This window comes from Streptomyces sp. NPDC006283 (assembly GCF_040613325.1).
Lineage (GTDB): Bacteria > Actinomycetota > Actinomycetes > Streptomycetales > Streptomycetaceae > Streptomyces.
Genome location: NZ_JBEXRZ010000147.1, coordinates 1 through 17,238 on the forward strand (window position 1 = coordinate 1; position 17,238 = coordinate 17,238).

General features: G+C 70.8%; 14 protein-coding genes and 1 tRNA gene. 10 read left to right on the plus strand and 5 right to left on the minus strand.

Annotated elements, in window-relative coordinates; genetic code table 11:
• Positions 1–197 precede the first annotated feature (197 nt).
• Complete coding sequence (locus tag ABZ070_RS25580; RefSeq protein WP_356637669.1) at positions 198–680, minus strand: heme-degrading domain-containing protein; 483 nt, start codon at positions 678–680, stop codon at positions 198–200.
• Entirely contained in the window at positions 677–1,768 is a 1,092-nt protein-coding gene (locus ABZ070_RS25585) for a Gfo/Idh/MocA family oxidoreductase (RefSeq protein WP_356637670.1), read from the minus strand. The genes ABZ070_RS25580 and ABZ070_RS25585 overlap by 4 nt, the downstream gene beginning before the upstream one ends.
• Positions 1,769–1,836: 68 nt before the next feature.
• Here ABZ070_RS25585 and ABZ070_RS25590 point away from each other — a divergent pair, with 68 nt between their 5' ends.
• The 6 genes from ABZ070_RS25590 to ABZ070_RS25615 all read left to right on the plus strand — a co-directional run bounded on the left by ABZ070_RS25590 (position 1,837) and on the right by ABZ070_RS25615 (position 8,471).
• Complete coding sequence (locus tag ABZ070_RS25590) at positions 1,837–3,030, plus strand: ROK family transcriptional regulator (protein WP_356637680.1); 1,194 nt, start codon at positions 1,837–1,839, stop codon at positions 3,028–3,030.
• A gap of 131 nt (positions 3,031–3,161) precedes the next feature.
• Entirely contained in the window at positions 3,162–4,133 is a 972-nt protein-coding gene (locus ABZ070_RS25595) for a hypothetical protein (protein WP_356637671.1), read from the plus strand.
• A gap of 849 nt (positions 4,134–4,982) precedes the next feature.
• Complete coding sequence (locus ABZ070_RS25600; protein ID WP_100107302.1) at positions 4,983–5,762, plus strand: HAD-IIA family hydrolase; 780 nt, start codon at positions 4,983–4,985, stop codon at positions 5,760–5,762.
• A 90-nt stretch (positions 5,763–5,852) separates the two neighbouring features.
• Positions 5,853–6,563: a hypothetical protein gene (locus ABZ070_RS25605; RefSeq protein ID WP_356637672.1), complete on the plus strand. Its 711-nt coding sequence runs from the start codon at positions 5,853–5,855 to the stop codon at positions 6,561–6,563.
• Between the two features lies 1 nt (position 6,564).
• Positions 6,565–7,254, plus strand: a complete 690-nt coding sequence (locus tag ABZ070_RS25610; protein WP_356637673.1) for a class F sortase — start codon at positions 6,565–6,567, stop codon at positions 7,252–7,254.
• Between the two features lie 197 nt (positions 7,255–7,451).
• Entirely contained in the window at positions 7,452–8,471 is a 1,020-nt protein-coding gene (locus ABZ070_RS25615; RefSeq protein ID WP_356637674.1) for a glycoside hydrolase family 6 protein, read from the plus strand.
• A 125-nt stretch (positions 8,472–8,596) separates the two neighbouring features.
• Here the strand turns inward: ABZ070_RS25615 and ABZ070_RS25620 are convergent, their stop codons facing one another.
• The 3 genes from ABZ070_RS25620 to ABZ070_RS25630 form a co-directional block, all read right to left on the minus strand.
• Complete coding sequence (locus ABZ070_RS25620) at positions 8,597–10,540, minus strand: kelch motif-containing protein (protein ID WP_356637681.1); 1,944 nt, start codon at positions 10,538–10,540, stop codon at positions 8,597–8,599.
• Positions 10,541–10,545: 5 nt separating this feature from the next.
• Positions 10,546–12,495 (minus strand): cellulose synthase catalytic subunit, encoded by a 1,950-nt coding sequence (locus ABZ070_RS25625; protein ID WP_356637675.1) that lies wholly within the window; start codon positions 12,493–12,495, stop codon positions 10,546–10,548.
• A 462-nt stretch (positions 12,496–12,957) separates the two neighbouring features.
• Positions 12,958–13,031, minus strand: a tRNA-Lys gene (locus tag ABZ070_RS25630).
• A 210-nt stretch (positions 13,032–13,241) separates the two neighbouring features.
• Here ABZ070_RS25630 and ABZ070_RS25635 point away from each other — a divergent pair.
• From ABZ070_RS25635 to ABZ070_RS25650, 4 genes are all read left to right on the plus strand, one after another.
• Entirely contained in the window at positions 13,242–14,516 is a 1,275-nt protein-coding gene (locus ABZ070_RS25635; protein WP_356637676.1) for a peptidoglycan-binding protein, read from the plus strand.
• 147 nt (positions 14,517–14,663) lie between these two features.
• Positions 14,664–15,815 carry an SPFH domain-containing protein gene (locus ABZ070_RS25640; RefSeq protein ID WP_356637677.1) on the plus strand — a complete coding sequence of 384 codons (1,152 nt, stop codon included), beginning with the start codon at positions 14,664–14,666 and terminating at the stop codon, positions 15,813–15,815.
• 121 nt (positions 15,816–15,936) lie between these two features.
• Entirely contained in the window at positions 15,937–16,524 is a 588-nt protein-coding gene (locus tag ABZ070_RS25645; protein WP_356637678.1) for a lytic polysaccharide monooxygenase, read from the plus strand.
• A 182-nt stretch (positions 16,525–16,706) separates the two neighbouring features.
• On the plus strand, positions 16,707–17,102 hold the full coding sequence (locus ABZ070_RS25650; RefSeq protein WP_356637679.1) for a hypothetical protein: 396 nt from the start codon (positions 16,707–16,709) through the stop codon (positions 17,100–17,102).
• Positions 17,103–17,238: the final 136 nt, after the last annotated feature.

Below are 17,238 nucleotides of genomic sequence, written 5' to 3' on the forward strand. Positions count from 1 at the left end.
CGCCTCACCCGGCACGGCCTGAATTCCCTCTCGGCGCACATCGGAACCCCGCGGGTGCCCCTCGGCCCACGGGGTCCTGCGCTGCCCGCCTTCCCAGTACGGCCGCGGCGGCACACCGCTCGCGCCGTACCGCACGGACCGTCCGGTCGACCGGCCCCGGCATCCTCTGCTGGGCGGCGATTGCTGGGCGGCGATTGCTAGGCGGCGATGAAGCGCTCCAGCGCCTCGACCACCATCGCGTGGTCGTCCGCCTGCGGCAGGCCGGAGACCGTGACCGAACCGACGACGCCCACACCGGCGATCGTGATCGGGAACGACCCGCCGTGCGCCGCGTACAGATCCGGGTCCAGGCGCGAGGACTCTTCGAACGTCGTGCCCTTGGCGCGGTGCCGCGCCCCCACGAGATACGAACTCTCGCCGTACCGCTCGACGACCCGCCGCTTGCGGTCGATCCACGCGTCGTTGTCGGCGCTCGAACCCGGAAGGGCGCAGTGGAACAACTGCTGAGCGCCGCGCCGGATGTCGATCGCCACCGGCGCCTCGCGCAGGTGCGCCATCTCGACCAGCATGCTGCCCAGCGCCCACGCGTCGGAGTGCGTGAACCGGCGCAGCGTCAGCCGCCGCTCCTGCTCGACGATCTCCTCGACGGTGAGATGCGGGATCGAGTTCATCGTGCTCATGCGGTGACCTCCACGGTGACGGTGATCCCTTCACGGGCGGAACGGCGGGCCGCCTCCAGCACGTCCAGGGCGGCGGCGGCCTCCTCCGCGGTGACCGGGGGAGCGGTCTTGTCGCGCACGGCGGCGGCGACCGCCGCGTAGTACGCGGGGTAGTCGCCCGGCACGGTCTTCACGGGAACGCCCCCGCCGGTCAGCGGTGACTCTCCCGCACCGACCCGGCCCCACATCGACTCCGGCTCCACGCCCCACACCTCGCCGGGCGCCGGGCGGTGTCCGGCGCGCAGGGCGTCCTCCTGCGGGTCCAGGCCGTACTTCACGTACCCGCCCGTCGAGCCGAGAACCCGGAATCGGGGGCCGAGCTGTGCGGTCGTCGCGCTGACGTACAGATGCGAGCGCACGCCGTTCGCGTGCGTGATCGCGATGAAGGTGTCGTCGTCGGTCTGCGCGCCGGTGCGGCGCACGTCCGCCTCCGCGTACACCCGCACCGCCGGACCGAAGAGGGTCAGCGCCTGGTCGACGACATGGCTGCCGAGGTCGTACAGCAGGCCGCCGATCTCCAGCGGGTCGCCGGACTCGCGCCAGCCGCCCTTGAGCTGCGGGCGCCAGCGCTCGAAGCGGGACTCGAAGCGCTGCACGTCGCCGAGCTCGCCGTCGGCGATCAGCTTGCGCAGAGTCAGGAAGTCGTTGTCCCAGCGGCGGTTCTGGAAGACGGAGAGCACGAGGCCGCGCTCGGCGGCGAGGGCCGCCAGCTCGCGCGCCTCGGCGGCGGTGCCGGCGATCGGCTTGTCGACGACGACCGCGAGTCCGGCCTCAAGGGCGGCGCGGGCGATCGGGACGTGCGTCTTGTTCGGCGAGGCGATCACGACCAGGTCGAGCTCGTCGGCGCGGGCCCACAGATCGCCCAGGGACGTCACGAGACGGACATCGGGGAAGTCGGCGCGGGCCTGCTCCTGCCGCTCCGGGGAGGACGTGACGACCGTGTCGAGGACGAGGTCGTCGGTGGTGGCGATCAGCGGGGCGTGGAAGACGGAGCCCGCCAGGCCGTAGCCGACGAGGGCGACGCGGAGGGGAGAGCCGGTACCAGTCATGCCAACCACTTAAGCAACGGTGTTGCCAAAGTGCAAGCGGTGCGGAGAATGGCAGGGTGAACAGGACCATGGCGGGAGCCGGAGCCAATCTGCCCGCGCTGCGCAGCCACAACGCGGCGCTCGTCCTCGACCTGCTGCGCACGGCGGGTGAGGGCGGCATCAGCAGGCTCGAGCTGGCCGAGGGCACGGGCCTCACGCCGCAGGCCGTCAGCAAGATTGTCGCCCGGCTGCGCGAGGAGGGCCTGGTCACGGAAGCGGGCCGCCGGGCGTCGACGGGTGGCAAGCCCCGGACCGTGCTGCGGCTCGTGCCGTCGGCCGGCCACGCGGTCGGTCTCCATCTGGACCGCGACGAGCTGACGGTCGTCCTCCTCGACCTCGCCGGCACGCGCGTCGCCGACCGCACTGTGCCCATGGACCTGGGAGCGGGCGCGGAGGCGGTCGTCGCGATCGCGGCGGCCGAGACCGAAGCGCTGTTGGCAGACGCGCGAGCGGACGCGGCGGGAACAGGAATGGCGGCGGCGGGCTCCGGGTTGCGGGTGCTCGGGGCGGGCGTGGCCATGCCGGGGCCGTTGGATCACTTCCTCGGGGTGGCGCAGCGGGTCACCGGCTTCCCGGAGTGGGAGGGCTTTCCGGTGCGCGACGCGCTCGCCGGGCGGCTCGGGCTGCCCGTCGTCGTCGACAAGGACACCAACGCCGCCGCCCTCGGCCTTGCCCTTCGCGGCCCCGGCGGCTCCTTCGCCTACCTCCACCTCGGCACCGGCCTCGGCGCCGGCCTTGTGCTCGGCGGCGCGCTCTACCGTGGCGCCCGGACCGGGGCGGGCGAGTTCGGCCATCAGGTCATCCAGCTCGACGGGCCCCCGTGCACCTGCGGCAACCGCGGCTGTATCGAGGCGCTGTGCCTCGCAGCCGTCTCCCGCGGCGACATCGCCTCCGCCGCCCGCGTCCTCGGCACCGGCGCCACGAACCTGGTCGAACTGCTCGACATCGAGCGGGTGCTCCTCGGCGGCCGGGTCGTCGCCGCCGCCGAGGACGAGTTCGTGCGCGGAGTGGGCGCGGTGCTCGCCGCGCGCACCCGCGTCCCGGTCGCCCCCGCCGAAGGCGGCGTGCACACCGTCGCGGACGGTGCCGCGCAGCTTGTGCTCGCGCCGGTGTTCGGGCGGTCGGAGGCCGTCGCGCCGGCCGCGACGGGGGAGCAGTCCGCGCCCGCGACCGCGTTCCAGCTCCCGCCCGCGACCAATCGCAGCGGCGTGGGAAAACGCTGACACGAGGGGCGTTGCGCCGCTGATCGGCCGTACGGCACCTGCGGCGGCCGGGGCCCGGGCACAGCATGGGGATCGCCCGGGCCTCGTCCCGGGCGAGCCCGGCAGTACGCGAGCAAGCAAAGGCCCTCCTCATGCGAACGCGCAATGCCCTCGCCCTCGGAGCCGCCGCGGCGCTGGTCGCGTCCGCGGTGATCAGTGGATCGGCCGCGACGGCGGCGGCGATGACCACCCGTACCCCTCTCGCCGCGGCACCCGCCGGGCCCTCTGCCGTCTTCCGTGCGGAAGGCCGTGCGGAAGGCGGCGCGGAGGTCCGGTCGGAGATCCGTTCCGGGAGCAGCCCCGCCGACCGCGCACCCACCTGCGGCAAGGCGTCCGACCCCGACTTCCCCATCAAGACCCGCATCCACGGCGGCCCCGCCACCGTCCGGGCCGGAGCAGGCTCCCGGCCGTGGTCCGTCGACCTGACCAACACCACCCGCGAGGCCTGCCACCGGATCCACCCGGTGCTCATCCTCACCGCCCGGGACCGCGGACTGACCGCCGACCGCGTCACGCTGGAGTTCTACGACGAGACAACGGCGCGCTGGCGCCCCGTCACGCTGGAGCGGACGACGGAGGACGAGATCGTCGGCGCCTTCGACGACGGCTTCCTCGGGTTCGTCGTACCGGCCGGCGGGACCGTCACCGTCCGGACCCGGCTCTCGTTCGCCGCCGGCACCACCCCGAACACGGTCACCGTCAACGCCGCGATCGTGCAACGCCAGGGCGACGACGGCGACTGGGTCGGCGAGTCCGGCGACTACCGTTTCGCCGTCGTGGAGGGTGACGGAGGCGAGGCAGGTGACGGCGAGGAGGACAGCGAACAGTCCGCCGAGCCCACGCCCGCCCGTTCCGCCGCCGAGGCTGCGACCGGGACGGCGACCGCGGCCAAGCCCACACCCGCGCCCGCCGAGAAGTCGCCGCACAGCACATACGACCAACTCGCCACCACCGGCTCCGGTTCGCTCGCCCGTGTCGGCGTCGGTACCGCCGTAATCCTGCTGAGCGCCGGACTCCTCGTGTTCGTGGCCCGCCGCCTGCGCTCGGGGGCAGGCCGTCACTGAACGATCACCAGCGGGAAAGCCGGTTTCCCCGCGACCGGCGGAGTCGAGAGCACCGGCAACTGGCGCACCCGCCCCGCCGCCGACTTCTCCGTACGGGAGGAGAGCGGCGCCCTCGTGTACCGCTGGGTGCTGCGCCCCGGCCGCACCCCGCCGCGGGGCGCGGCATGTCTTCGTCGGTCGGTACCACCACGCCGAGGGCCCCTTACCCGAAGGCCCGGCGATCGTCACAGGCCGATCCCGCCAGCGAAAGGGCGACCCCACCACCTGTATGCGAGTGGGCCGCACCTCCGTTGACGGACGGTGCGGCCCGACTGCCCCGCGGTTCGACGGGCTTGGCGCCTCCGTTCATGGAGGCGCCTGGTGCCCGTCACGGCGGGCGCCGTCATCCGGCGCACAGAGAAGGCCCCTTGGCGCGGCAACCCCCGCAATCCGATCGTGACGGGCGTCACCCGGCCCTGCGTCGACCAGGCCCACCCTGCTTGCAGCCCCCAACTCGCCGTCACAGCCCTTGCTCTGCCGAACGGTCACTGATCAACCTGGTGCACCGCTACGACGAGGCGAGCTGACCGCCGCCGGCCGCCGCGTGGCCGACGACAGCGCCACCCGCAGCCTGCTCCGGCCCACGACGTGAACAGCCCCGCGCGTCCGGACACAGCGATGGTGGCGTTCGGTGGTCGGCGTGATCGATGCGACGCCGGGACATGGCACCGAGATGGAGGCAGGCGCGCGGCAGCGGCCACCCGCGGATCGACGGGGTCAAGATCCAGACATCCTGATTAGGCTGGGGGCGTCGCCACAGCGCAGTCGCGGCGCCCCAGCACGCACACATGCACGGCAGGAGTCCGTCTGATGGCAGAGCGCAAGCCGATCGAATCCTGGCTCACCGACATGGACGGTGTCCTCATCCACGAGGGCGTCCCGATTCCCGGCGCCGACGCGTTCATCAAGAAGCTGCGGGAGACCGGGAGGCCGTTCCTGGTGCTCACCAACAACTCCATCTACACGGCGCGCGACCTGCACGCCCGCCTGGCCCGCATGGGCCTCGACGTCCCGGTGGAGAACATCTGGACCTCGGCGCTCGCCACCGCACAGTTCCTGGACGACCAGCGGCCCGGCGGCACCGCCTACGTCATCGGCGAGGCGGGGCTGACCACGGCGCTGCACGACATCGGATACATCCTCACCGACCACGACCCCGACTACGTGGTCCTCGGGGAGACCCGTACGTACAGCTTCGAGTCGCTGACCAAGGCCATCCGGCTGATCAACGGCGGCGCCCGGTTCATCTGCACCAACCCCGACAACACCGGCCCGTCCACCGAGGGGCCGCTGCCGGCGACCGGCTCGGTGGCCGCGCTCATCACCAAGGCGACCGGCAAGGACCCGTACTTCGCGGGCAAGCCCAACCCGCTGATGATGCGGACCGGCCTGAACGCCATCGGCGCCCACTCCGAGACAAGCGCCATGATCGGTGACCGCATGGACACCGACGTGCTCGCGGGGCTCGAGGCCGGCATGGAGACGTTCCTGGTGCTCACCGGCTCCACGACGCCCGCCCTCGTCGACCGCTACCCCTTCCGGCCGTCCAAGGTGGTCGACTCGATCGCGGACCTCGTCGATCGCATCTGAGCAGGTCAGCGGCTTGACCTGACGTCGGCGGTCCTCCCTGCGGATGCGGAAACCAGCCAGACGCGTGACCCTGTCGGCAGGAGGTTCACGATGCGTACTGGTTCCATAGCTTTCCGTGTGGCAGGGCTGGCCGCCGTACTCGTCATGGCGCCCGCCACCGCCGCATTCGCCGGCAGCTCCGTGAAGGCCACGGTGAACCCGGCGGCCACCGCGCCGGACGGCAAGGTCGAGATCCGGGCCGTGGGCTGCAAGGGCAGATCGGGCGTCGCCAGGTCCGACGCCTTCGCCCAGGACGCGAAACTGTCGGCGAAAGGGTGGGGCGACGGCTGGCTCGTCGGCGCGGCGAAGCTCAGAGCCGACGTGAAGCCGGGTACGTACGACGTCCGGGTGCGCTGCGACTTCCGTGACCACTCCGGAGCCGGCCGCGTCACGGTCGATCGCAACCCGCACAAGCCGGGGGCCCCCGCGGACCCGTCGAAGCCCGAGCCGCGCCCGTCGAACGGCGAGCTGGACGAGGAACCGGACGGCGCGGACCAGCAGAACACGGACGAGCAGGACGCCGACGAGCAGGACGCGGACGAGCAGAGCCACGAGCCGCAGTCGCACGAATCGCCCGTCGCCCCCGTCAGTGCAGGAGGCGGCGGCGCTGCCGTGCTCGAGGCCCCCGTCTCCACCGTCGACACCGACGAGGCGGGTCCCAGCACTCGGCAGAGCGTCATCGGCCTGATCCTCGCGGCCGTGGCGGCGATCGCGGTGGCCCTGCGCAGCGCCCGCCGCCGACGCCGTACGAACACCGACTGACATGTCCGGAACCGACGCTCCCGCCACTCCCGCCACTCCGGCCGCGGGCAACGGCCGGCTGTTCACCGGAGTCGTCTGGGCGGTCCTGGTCCTCGTGCTCTGGCTGTGGGGGCGCGACGCCCCTGGCGCCCTCAGCGGCAGCTCCGCGCCCACCACCGGCGACATCGCCGCGGTGGGCCGCCCGCCCGGCGTCCCGATGCCGCCCCCGCACCAGCCGATCGACGCCGCGCAGCCCCGCCGCGTCGCCGTTCCCGCCCTTGACATCGACGCGCCCGTCGTCGCACGCGGCCTCGACGCCCAGGGAGCGGTGGACCCGCCCCCGTTCGAGACGCCGCATGCCGTCGGATGGTACGGCGACGGCACCCGCCCGGGGGAGCCCGGTGCCGCACTGCTGGTCGGGCACGTGGACACCGAGACGAAGCCGGCGGTGTTCTACGGACTGAGCGCCGCCCGGCCCGGCGGGAAGATCGAGGTGACCCGGGCCGACGGCTCGGTCGCGGAGTTCACCGTCGACGACGTCCGCGTCTTCGGCCGGGACCGCTTCGACCCGGACAAGGTCTACGGTCCGCACCACGAGGGCCGCGCCGAACTGCGACTCATCACCTGCGGCGGCACGTTCGACCGGGACAAGGGGACGTACACGGCGAACGTGGTCGTCTCCGCGTATCTGACGGGCGTCACCGCGCCCTGAGCGGCGTCCTGAGCGGCGTCCTGGGCGGCATCCTGAGCAGCGCCCCCGCCGGCGCGGCACCGGCGGCGTCACAGTACGCGCACGAAGATCCCGCGAACCTCGAGACCGTCGGCGGGCGTGTGCCAGGATGGTTCGACCGGTTCGGCCCGGGGAGCTCGGGGGCCGCACCGAACGCAATGTGCACCAAGGGGGAGTGGATGTACCGCAGTTTGGCCGGCCGGCGTACCCGCACAGCCGCGGGTCTGGCCGCCGCGGGGGCGGTGCTGCTGATTACGGGCTGCTCCTCCGACGGCAACGGCGGCGAGGACAAGAACCCTGTCGTCGGCCAGCAGCCCAAGGCTGAGGATCCCTACTGGGTCAACCCGGACGGGAAGGCGGCGAAGCAGGTCGCCGCCTACCGAGACGCGGGCGACACGAAGAACGCCGAACTCATCAAGAAGATCGCCGGGCAGCCCGTCGGCGAATGGATAGGCCCCGACAATCCGGAGGCGGAGGCCAAGGGCTTCACCGAGGCCGCCACCGAGGCCGACCGTGACGCCCTCCTCGTGCTCTACAACATCCCGCACCGCGACTGCGGCCAGTTCTCCAAGGGCGGCGCCGCCGACGGCAACGCCTACCGGGCCTGGGTCGACAGCGTCGCCAAGGGCATCGGCGACCGGCGCGCCACGGTGATCCTGGAACCGGACGCGGTGCTGCACCTGGTGGACAACTGCACCCCGCAGGAGTTCCACGAGGAGCGGTACGACCTCCTCAAGGGCGCCGTCGAGCGGCTGAAGCAGCAGCCCGCGACCAAGGTGTACCTGGACGCCGGCAATGCCGGCTGGTCCGACCCCGACGCGCTGCACGAGCCGTTGAGGCGGGCGGGCGTCGAGCGGGCCGACGGTTTCGCGGTGAACGTCTCCAACTTCTACCCGACCGAGGCGAGCAAGCAGTTCGGCAGGAAGCTCTCGGAGAAGACCGGCGGCAAGCACTTCGTCATCGACACCAGCCGCAACGGCAACGGCCCCTACACCGAAGGCGATCCGGCGGAGAACTGGTGCAACCCGCCCGGCCGCGCCCTGGGCGAGCCGCCGACCACCAAAACCGGTGACCCGCTGGTCGACGCCTACCTGTGGGTCAAGCGTCCCGGCGAGTCCGACGGCGACTGCAAGGGCGGCCCGAAAGCGGGCGAATGGTGGCCCGAGTACGCGCTCGGTCTCGCACGGAACACCAAGTAGCGGCGGAGCGTCGAAGACGGCGTCCTGACCCGGAAGCGAGACCGCACCACGCGTGAGGCCCGGCGGAAGAACCGCCGGGCCTCACGTCTCACGTGGCGGAGACGATCAGGGCTGCTGCGAGGGTCCTACGGGACCTCCACCCACACCGCCTCGGACGGTGTGCCGGCCTCGTCCGTCACGAAGAACATGTAGTGGCCCGCCGGGACCAGCGCCCGGTTCTCGGGCACGGTGACCTCCACGCCGTTCGCCGTCTTCCTCATCTCCAGCGCGATGGAGCGCTGGTCGACGTCGGTGACATGCGTGACCGCGCTCGGCCGCATGAGCTTCGCCGTCTTCAGCGCCTTTTTGCTCTTGACCTCGAACGTGCCCTTCTCGCCGCGCTCGACGGTCTTCGGACCGCCGGTCACCTTGGGCTTGCTGTCCCGGTAGAGGTAGGGCGGGGTGTAGATCTCGATGCGCTGCTCGAAGACGCCCGGCCGGGTGTTGGCCGCGTCGGAGAACAGCGAGTCGGATCCGAAGATCATGACCCGTCCGTCGGGCAGCAGCACCGACCCCGAGTGGTAGTTGCGCCCCACCCTCGGGTCGGCGACGCGCTTGTAGGTCTGGGTCTTCGGGTCGTACGTGCGGGCCTCGAGCACGTCGGAGCCGCCGCGCCCGCGATAGTCCTCCGAGCCGCCGGTGACCAGGACGGAGTCGTCGGGCATGAGCGAGGCGCTGGGGTAGCGGGTGCCCTTGTCCAGCGAGGGGCCGTCCTTGAAGCGGGGTTCGTCGGCCTTGAGATCGACCAGCCTGGACTTCTCGCTCGACTTTTCGGACTCGCCGACCCCGCCGCCGCCGATGACCATGAACTTCTGGTCCTGGGCGGGCGGCAGCATGACCGTCGCCGAGGTCTCCATCCGGTCGGGGTCGGACAGGCCGGGGATCTTGGTGAACCTGTTGGTGTCGAGGTCCCAGACGCCGGGGTCGCGGCCGACGTCGGCCGGGCCGTAACCGGCGTTGGAGCCGGAGTAGAAGAGCTTGCCGTTGTCCATCAGGAAGATCGCCGGGTAGGTGGGGAACTTCCTGATGATCCCGGTGTACTCCCAGGTCTTGGTCTTCGGGTCGTAGATCTCGTCCTTGCCGGGGACGATCTGCCCGATCTCGTCGAGGCCGGAGAGCGAGAGGACCCGGCCGTCCTCGAGGGTGGTCAGCGTCGGGTACCAGCGGGCCTCGTTCATGGGGTCGACGGGGATGTACTTCTCCGCGACCGGGTCGAACTCGTACGCCTCCTTGATGCCCTGGAAGTCCTTCTTGTCGAGGGCGAGCTTCTGGGCGATGCCGTAGACGTTGCGGCTGTCGGCGCCCTTCATGCCCTGGACCCGGTAGTTGTCCTCGGTGCCGGTCTCGTACTGCTTGCCCGACCGTTCGGCCTCGACGTAGATGCGGCCGAGTCCCGCCTCCGTGCGCAGGAAGGCCCCGGTCTTCGGGTCGAAGACCTTCTTCGCCTTCTCCACCAGGACGGGGTCCTTGGAGACGAACGTCTTGCCGTTCTTCTTGCCGGTGAACTTGGTGCCCGCGGGCAGGGTCTTGGGCGCGTCCGGGTCCTCGTTGTGGACGATCATCAGACCGCCGGCCTTGGTGACGTCGCCCTCGAGCTTCTCGTACCGCTTGGTGCCGCCCGCGACCAGCAGCTTGCCGTCGGGCAACTGGGTGTGCCCGGCGCAGAACATGTCCTTGGGGGTGGGGATCTTCTTGAAGTCGTTCGTCTCCGGATCCCACAGCACCGACTCGAACTTCTTCGCGTCAAAGTTCTTCTGGTTGTTGCCGGACCCGGCGATCAGCAGCACCTTGCCGGTGTGCAGCAGCGCCGCGTGAATGGTGTTGATCTTGAACTCGGACGGGACATCGAGGAAGTCCCAGTGGCCGTTCTCCGCTTTGTACTCGGGCTTGTTGATCGTGTAGTCGTGGTACTTCTCCGACCCGAAGCGCCAGATGGCGGGGCCGTTGAACCCGGCGACCACCACGATCACCGCGGCGCCGATGGCTATTCGGCGGGCGCGGTTCCTGCGGTGGTTCGGCCGCGCGGGCATCGTGCTCATTTCTTACGTCCCCCAAGGGCGATCTGCATGGTCTGATCCGCGGCCGCGTCGGTGGCCGCGAAGTGGGGCCGCTGCTGCGGCACCTGGGCGCCGCCGGAGCCGGGCCCGGCCGGCGTCGGCCCGCCGCCCGCGTGACGTCCCCTGCGCTTCTTCTTCTCCGCGGCCATGCCGTGCCGCCAGGCGAAGATGGGCGCCGCCGTGATCAGCAGGGCCAGTGAGGCCCAGGTGATCATCGCCGGATGGTCGTGCCCGAAGTAGAACGAGGAGCCGAGCGAACCACCGAACACGGCGATGAAGAACAGATGGATGCGGAACGTCCCGAACAGGGTGTCGGGGCTCGACGAGTCGCCCTTGGGGGTCACCACGAACTTGCTCTTGCGCCGCAGCACCGCGTCCATCAGCGAGCGGGCGTAGATCGGCGCGGACAGCGCCGACATCACCATGCCGGCGAGGCCGCCGGAGCCCTCGGGCTCGTGCGGCGAGACGTTGTGCCGGCGGTTCCAGATGTAGAGGCCGATCTGGAGGGCGGAGGCGTTGCCGTAGAGCATCATCCAGATGGCCGGGTCGATCTGCACACCGGAGGCGCCCATGCCCAGGAACAGGGCGCAGCTGAGGGCCGCGAGGATCCAGTTGAGGGCCGACATCGGATAGAAGATGATCATCATCGTGTAGTTGAAGAGCTTGCCTGCCGGCAGCGTGCCGAAGCCCTTCCAGTACTGCTTGAGGATCGTCTCGTACGTGCCCCTCGACCAGCGCAGCTGCTGGGTGAAGAAGTCGGTCCAGGCGGAGGGGCCCTCGCCGACGGCCAGCACGTCGGGGGTGTAGACGGAGCGCCACTTGTTGCCGGTGGCCGGGTTCTTGGCGCGGTGCATCTCGAAGCCCGTGGCCATGTCCTCGGTGATCGAGTCGTACAGCCCGCCGATCTGCTTGATCGCCTTGATGCGCACGGCGTTGGAGGTGCCGACGAACATGGGCGCGCCGTAGCGGTTGCCCGCGCGCTGGATCAGCGCGTGGAAGAGGAACTGCTGGGACTCGGCCGCCTTGGTGACGAACGTGTCGTAGTTGCCGTAGACCTGCGGGCCGATGACGAAGCCGACGTCCGGGTCGCGGAAGTAGCCGAGCATCCGCTCCAGGTAGTTGGGCATCGGGACATGGTCGGTGTCGACGGAGGCGAAGAAGTCGTAGTTGCCGCCGTGCGCCTCGAGCCAGGCGTTGTAGTTGCCGTGCTTGGTCTTGGCCCGGTGCGCGCCCTTCTCCTGGTTCCACTTCGCGACGCCCTTGCGGGAGAAGTGGTGGACGCCGAGACGGGCGCAGACCTCCTTGACCGCCGGGTCGTCGCCCTCGTCGAGCAGCCAGACGTGCATCAGCCCGCGATGGCGGATCTTCACCGCCGCCTCGAGCGTCTTCGTCACCATCTCCAGGGGCTCCTTGCCCGGTACGAAGGAGGTGAGGAAGGCGACGCGGGTACCGGACTCGGGCACCACGGGCACGGGGTCGCGTGCCACCAGGGTCGCGTGGGCGTTGGACAGCACGTTCATCGTCCGGAACAGCTCGATCAGGCCGATCGAGACGAGCATGACGATGTCGAGGGCGAGCAGCAGGTCGTTCTGCAGGTTGGGGTCGCGCTCGGTCCAGTGCTGCGGCTGCATCAGCCAGGCGAACAGGCCCAGTGACACCAGCGGTGCGGCGCCGAGCAGCAGCGCCGCGCGTATGCGGTGCGGCTCCTGCGAGATCAGCGAGCGGTACTGCACCTTGTACGGTTCGGCCGGGTCCGGCTGGGTCAGGGGGCCCGCCAGTCGGCTGTAGTGCTCGTAGTCGTAACGCGGCAGCGTCACCTTCTTGGGCCGCAGCCGCGCCGTGGCGGCGCGCAGGTGCGCGGGCACCCGGAGCTGTGTTGTCCGCGAAGGGTCGTTCGGCTGCCCGGCGCCGTCCGGCGTCGACATCATGTGTCATCCCCCCGCACGCGTGGTTGGCACGTGCAATGGTCGGTCGTGTCACCCCGGGGCCGCATGGTCCCCTGTTACCTGCGATCCCGGGCGCGTCAATGGTGGCTGGCCACCGTCTCTACAGACATGAAACGGTCACCTGTCGGTTGCATGATGCCCGTCGCGTGTTCGGTCCGTGAAAGGGCCCCCGGCCCTCGGTCCCGGCAGCGGGAACGTCCCGCAGAACCGCCCCCAACTGTGCAAAACGGGCGCCCACTTGGGGTCACCGGCTCCAGCATAGGTTCTCGGAGCCCCGTCATGATCGCAAGGTCGGAACGGGCCGGTAAGCGGCCATACGCACGCATTGGGGCGGCCTTGGGCCGGGGGTTTCCGGCCGGTAGGGCATGGCTGGAAACGATCGGCGTACCGGTGTGCGTACGACAGAAGCCCCCTCGTCCGTGACGAGGGGGCTTCTGCTCTGCGTGCGCCGCCAGGGACTCGAACCCCGGACCCGCTGATTAAGAGTCAGCTGCTCTAACCAACTGAGCTAGCGGCGCCTGCTGACCTGGAAAAGCTTACCGGACGGTCGGGGGTGCTCCGCGCCACCGCCCCGCGCGCCCGGCCGTGTGGCGCCCGACGCGCGCAATGGCTGTCGGGTCATCATTTTTTACCGTTCGTCGGTCAAAATGCGTTATGTCCATACTGTAGGGACGGTGGCGCCCGTGAAACATCGTCAGAGGATCTCGCCGAGCGCGGAGGGGACGCGTATGGCTGCCGTACCGGCCTTCGAGGAGTTCGAGCCCGCCGGCGACTGCGACTGCGCCGGGTGCGCACACCGGCGCCGGGCCCTCGCAGCCGGGGAGCACCCCGCGGCGCAGGGCTGCCGCGGAGCGCTGGTCCTGGTCACCGCGGCAGGCGTCGTGCTGGGCGCCACCGGGACGAGCGCCGCGGCGAAGACCGCTTCCCCGCCCTTCGCCCGTGCCGGCGGAATGTCCTCGAAACCGGAGCCGCCGAGCGAGCAGGGAACCACCTCGCCGCTGCACGGTCCGTCGGGGAAACCGACCACCGGCAAGACACCGCTGCGCGCCGTCACGCGGGCCGAGATCGTCAATCGCGCCAAGAAGTGGGTGACCGCCAAGGTGCCCTACAGCATGTCGGAGTACTGGACCGACGGATACCGCCAGGACTGCTCCGGCTATGTGTCGATGGCCTGGAACCTGGCGAAGAACGAGTGGACGGGAAGCCTCGCGCAGTTCGGAGACCGGATCTCCCGCGAGGACCTGCAGGCCGGCGACATCCTGCTCTTCCACAACCCGGCCGACCCCGGGGGCGGATCGCACGTCACGATCTTCGGCGGCTGGACCGACTACACGCACGCCTACTACACCGCCTACGAGCAGGCCAAGCCGCACACCCGTAAACAGGCCACGCCCATGGCCTACTGGAACCACTCCGCCTCCTACGTCGCCTACCGCTACAAGGGCCTGGTCACCGGCAGCGGCAAGGCCGCCGCCTTCCCGGGCGCGTCGGCCTTCGGGGCCGGCGCGAACACCAAGTCCGTCACCCGCCTGCGCGAGATGCTCCAGGCGCGCGGCGCCAAGCGCTTCTACACCGGCGCGTCGGGCACCCGCTGGACCGGCGCGGACCGGCGCGCCACCAAGGCCTTCCAGGCAGCTCAGGGCTGGCGGGGCAAGGAGGCGGACGGTCTGCCGGGGCCGCACACCTGGCGGCTGCTGGTGAACAAGAGGGGCAAGGACATCCCGGCCGCCGGCGCGGCAGGTCCGGAGAAGCCGAGGACCAAGGCGCCGTCCTTCCCCGGACGCGGTCACTTCAGGCCCGGCCGGTCCAACACCCACGTCACCCGGCTCGGCCGGCAGCTGGTCGAGCGCGGATACGGCAAGCACTACAGGGTCGGCCCGAGTCCTCGCTGGCGCGAGGCCGACCGGCGCAACGTCGAGGCGTTCCAGCGGGCCCAGGGCTGGCGAGGCAAGGAGGCCGACGGCTATCCCGGCCCGGAGACCTGGCGACGCCTCTTCTCCTGACACCGGCCCGGAGACCTGGTGACACCTCTCCTCCTGACACCGGCCGGGCGGCGTCTCTTCCCGATACGGGCCGCGTCCGGACACCGGACGGGCCGGCTCCCCGACAGACACGACGACAGAACAGAGCGACCAGCTAAGGCGGCAGGCATGAACACCACGACGTCGGAGCCGGACGGCACCGTGCCGTCCGACACCCCGCGGCGCAACTTTGTCATCGCGAGCGAGACGACGACCGAGATCCCGGTGCACCTGCTCTTCCGGGACGACACGGGCCCGCGCGCCCTGCGCCCCGCCGTGGTGGCCCGGCGGCAGGGCACGGGGGAGCAACCGAAGATCGGCGGCCGCGAGGCGCCCGTCCCCCCGAAGTCCTCCGCCCGGTCCGCGCCGCCGGTCGATCGGGAGCTCGCCGAGCGGCCGGGGCCGGCGTTGTCCGGCTGGACCGCGCTGGTGGCGGGCGCCTGCTCGCTCGCGGGGATCGGCGCGGTGCTCTGGGGGACCGGGGCCGTGCCGGACACGTTCGCGGCGCTGTTCGGGCTGACCCCGCCGCCGTACCGGGGCATCGGTATCTGGCTGTGGTGCCTGCTCGCGCTCGGGGTGGTCCTCGCGCTCTTCGCCCTCGGCGGTCTGGTCCGCGGCCAGGTCGGACAGGCGTGGGTGCTCACCCTCTGCGGCGACTACCGGGGCACCGTGCGCCGTACCGGTCTGGTGTGGGTGAGCCCGCTGGTGCTGCGCCGGCGCGTCGACGTACGGATCCGGCACTGGCGCAGTGAGCCGATGGCGGCGGTCGACGCCGAGGGCACGGCGCTGCGGGTGGTGGTGCTGGTGGTGTGGCGGGTGAACGACACGGTCCGTGCGGCGCTCGGGGTCGCGAACCACGAGGCGTATCTGCGCGAGCAGGTGGAGGCGGCGACCGTCCGCGTCGTCTCGCAGCTGCCCGCCGACGCGTTCCTCCCGTCGGTCCCGACGCTGCGCAACGCGGAGTCGGTCGGGAACACCCTGACGAAGACGCTCGTCGCGGAGTGCGCCGCCGTGGGGATCGAGGTCTTCTCCGCCCAGCCCGTGGCCATCGACTACGCGCCCGAGGTGGCGGCCGCCATGCAGCGGCGGCGCGTGGCGGCGATCGACGCCAAGCACCGGGACAGTGTGCTGACGTCGGTCGTGGACGCGGTCGACGAGACGGTGAGCCGACTGACCGCGCGCGGTCTCGTCGAGCTGGACGACTACGAGCGCAGGGTGCTGGTGAAGGATCTGACCGTTGCCTTCTACACGGGTCGGGCCGGTGTCGTCGAGGCGCCGTGATTGGTCTGGACAAGGTGAAGGACCGCCCATACATTGGGACTTGGTCTAGACCGGAAGATGCCCTACCGCACGCGTGCAGCAAGTGCCTCGGAACTCCCCCACGTTGGTAACGGAGCCAAGCATGCGAAACAAGATAGGCGCGGCCGTGGTCGGCCTCGCCGTGACGGGGGCGACTCTGCTCGCCACCGGCAGCGCGAGCAGCCACGGCTACACCGACTCACCGATCAGTCGTCAGAAGCTGTGCAACAACCAGACGGTGAGCAACTGCGGCCAGATCCAATGGGAGCCGCAGAGTGTCGAGGGCCCGAAGGGCTTCCCGGCCGCGGGTCCCGCCGACGGGAAGATCTGTGCCGGCGGCAACGGCCAGTTCGCCCAGCTCGACGACCCGCGTGGCGGCGCATGGCCCGCCACCAGGGTCAGCTCGGGCCAGAACTACACCTTCCGCTGGCAGTTCACCGCCAGACACCGCACCACCGACTTCAAGTACTTCATCACCAAGCCCGGCTGGAACCCCAACCAGCCGCTGACCAGGGCGGCGCTGGAGTCGCAGCCGTTCCTCACCATCCCCTACGGCGGCCAGCAGCCGCCGGCCACGCTGTCCCACTCCGGCAACCTTCCCCAGCGGTCGGGCCGCCATCTGATCCTGGCGGTGTGGACGGTGCACGACACGGCGAACGCGTTCTACGCCTGTTCCGACGTGCAGTTCTGAGACCGGTCACGGACGCGGCGGCCCCTTCCGCCTGGGGTCGCCGCGGTCGTGTGCCCGTTTTCCTTCGCGTCCCTTTTCCTCCGTGTCCCTTCGCGTTGGATCACCAAACGCGGGCGCACCTGGCAGGATCATCGGATGACCGTTGAACGATCCCTCCGCGATCCGGAGGACCGCCCGCAGTCATGCTGATCGATCTGGAGAAGACCGAACACCTTTCCAGTGGCCTGTGCCTGGCCCACGCCCGCACCCCCATCGGCCCGGTGGTCGCCCGCTGGTGCGGCGACCCCGACGCGCTGCCCGGCCCGTACGACGCCGAGTGGACGGTCGACGAGGACGTGATCTGGCTCGGCAACACACACCCCGCCCCGGACCGGACCTACCTGCTCTCCCCGCAGCCGGGCGGTGTGCTGCTGCGCGGCCGGCTCGACGAGATCGCCCGCGCGGCCGCGGTCCTGGACCTCGCCGGGACGCGGATCCTGCTGGACCTTGCCGACCCGCTGCCCGAGGGGATCCTCGGGACGTGGGTCGACGTGCTCGCCGAGCGGGAGAAGGTGGCCCTGTATCCGTACGAGCTGTGAGATCCGCACCAGCCGTGCAGGGCCGGACCCGGAAAACCCTGTGGGGCTTCTCGGTGAACCGAGAAGCCCCACAGGGTTGGTTGTGCGCCGCCAGGGACTCGAACCCCGGACCCGCTGATTAAGAGTCAGCTGCTCT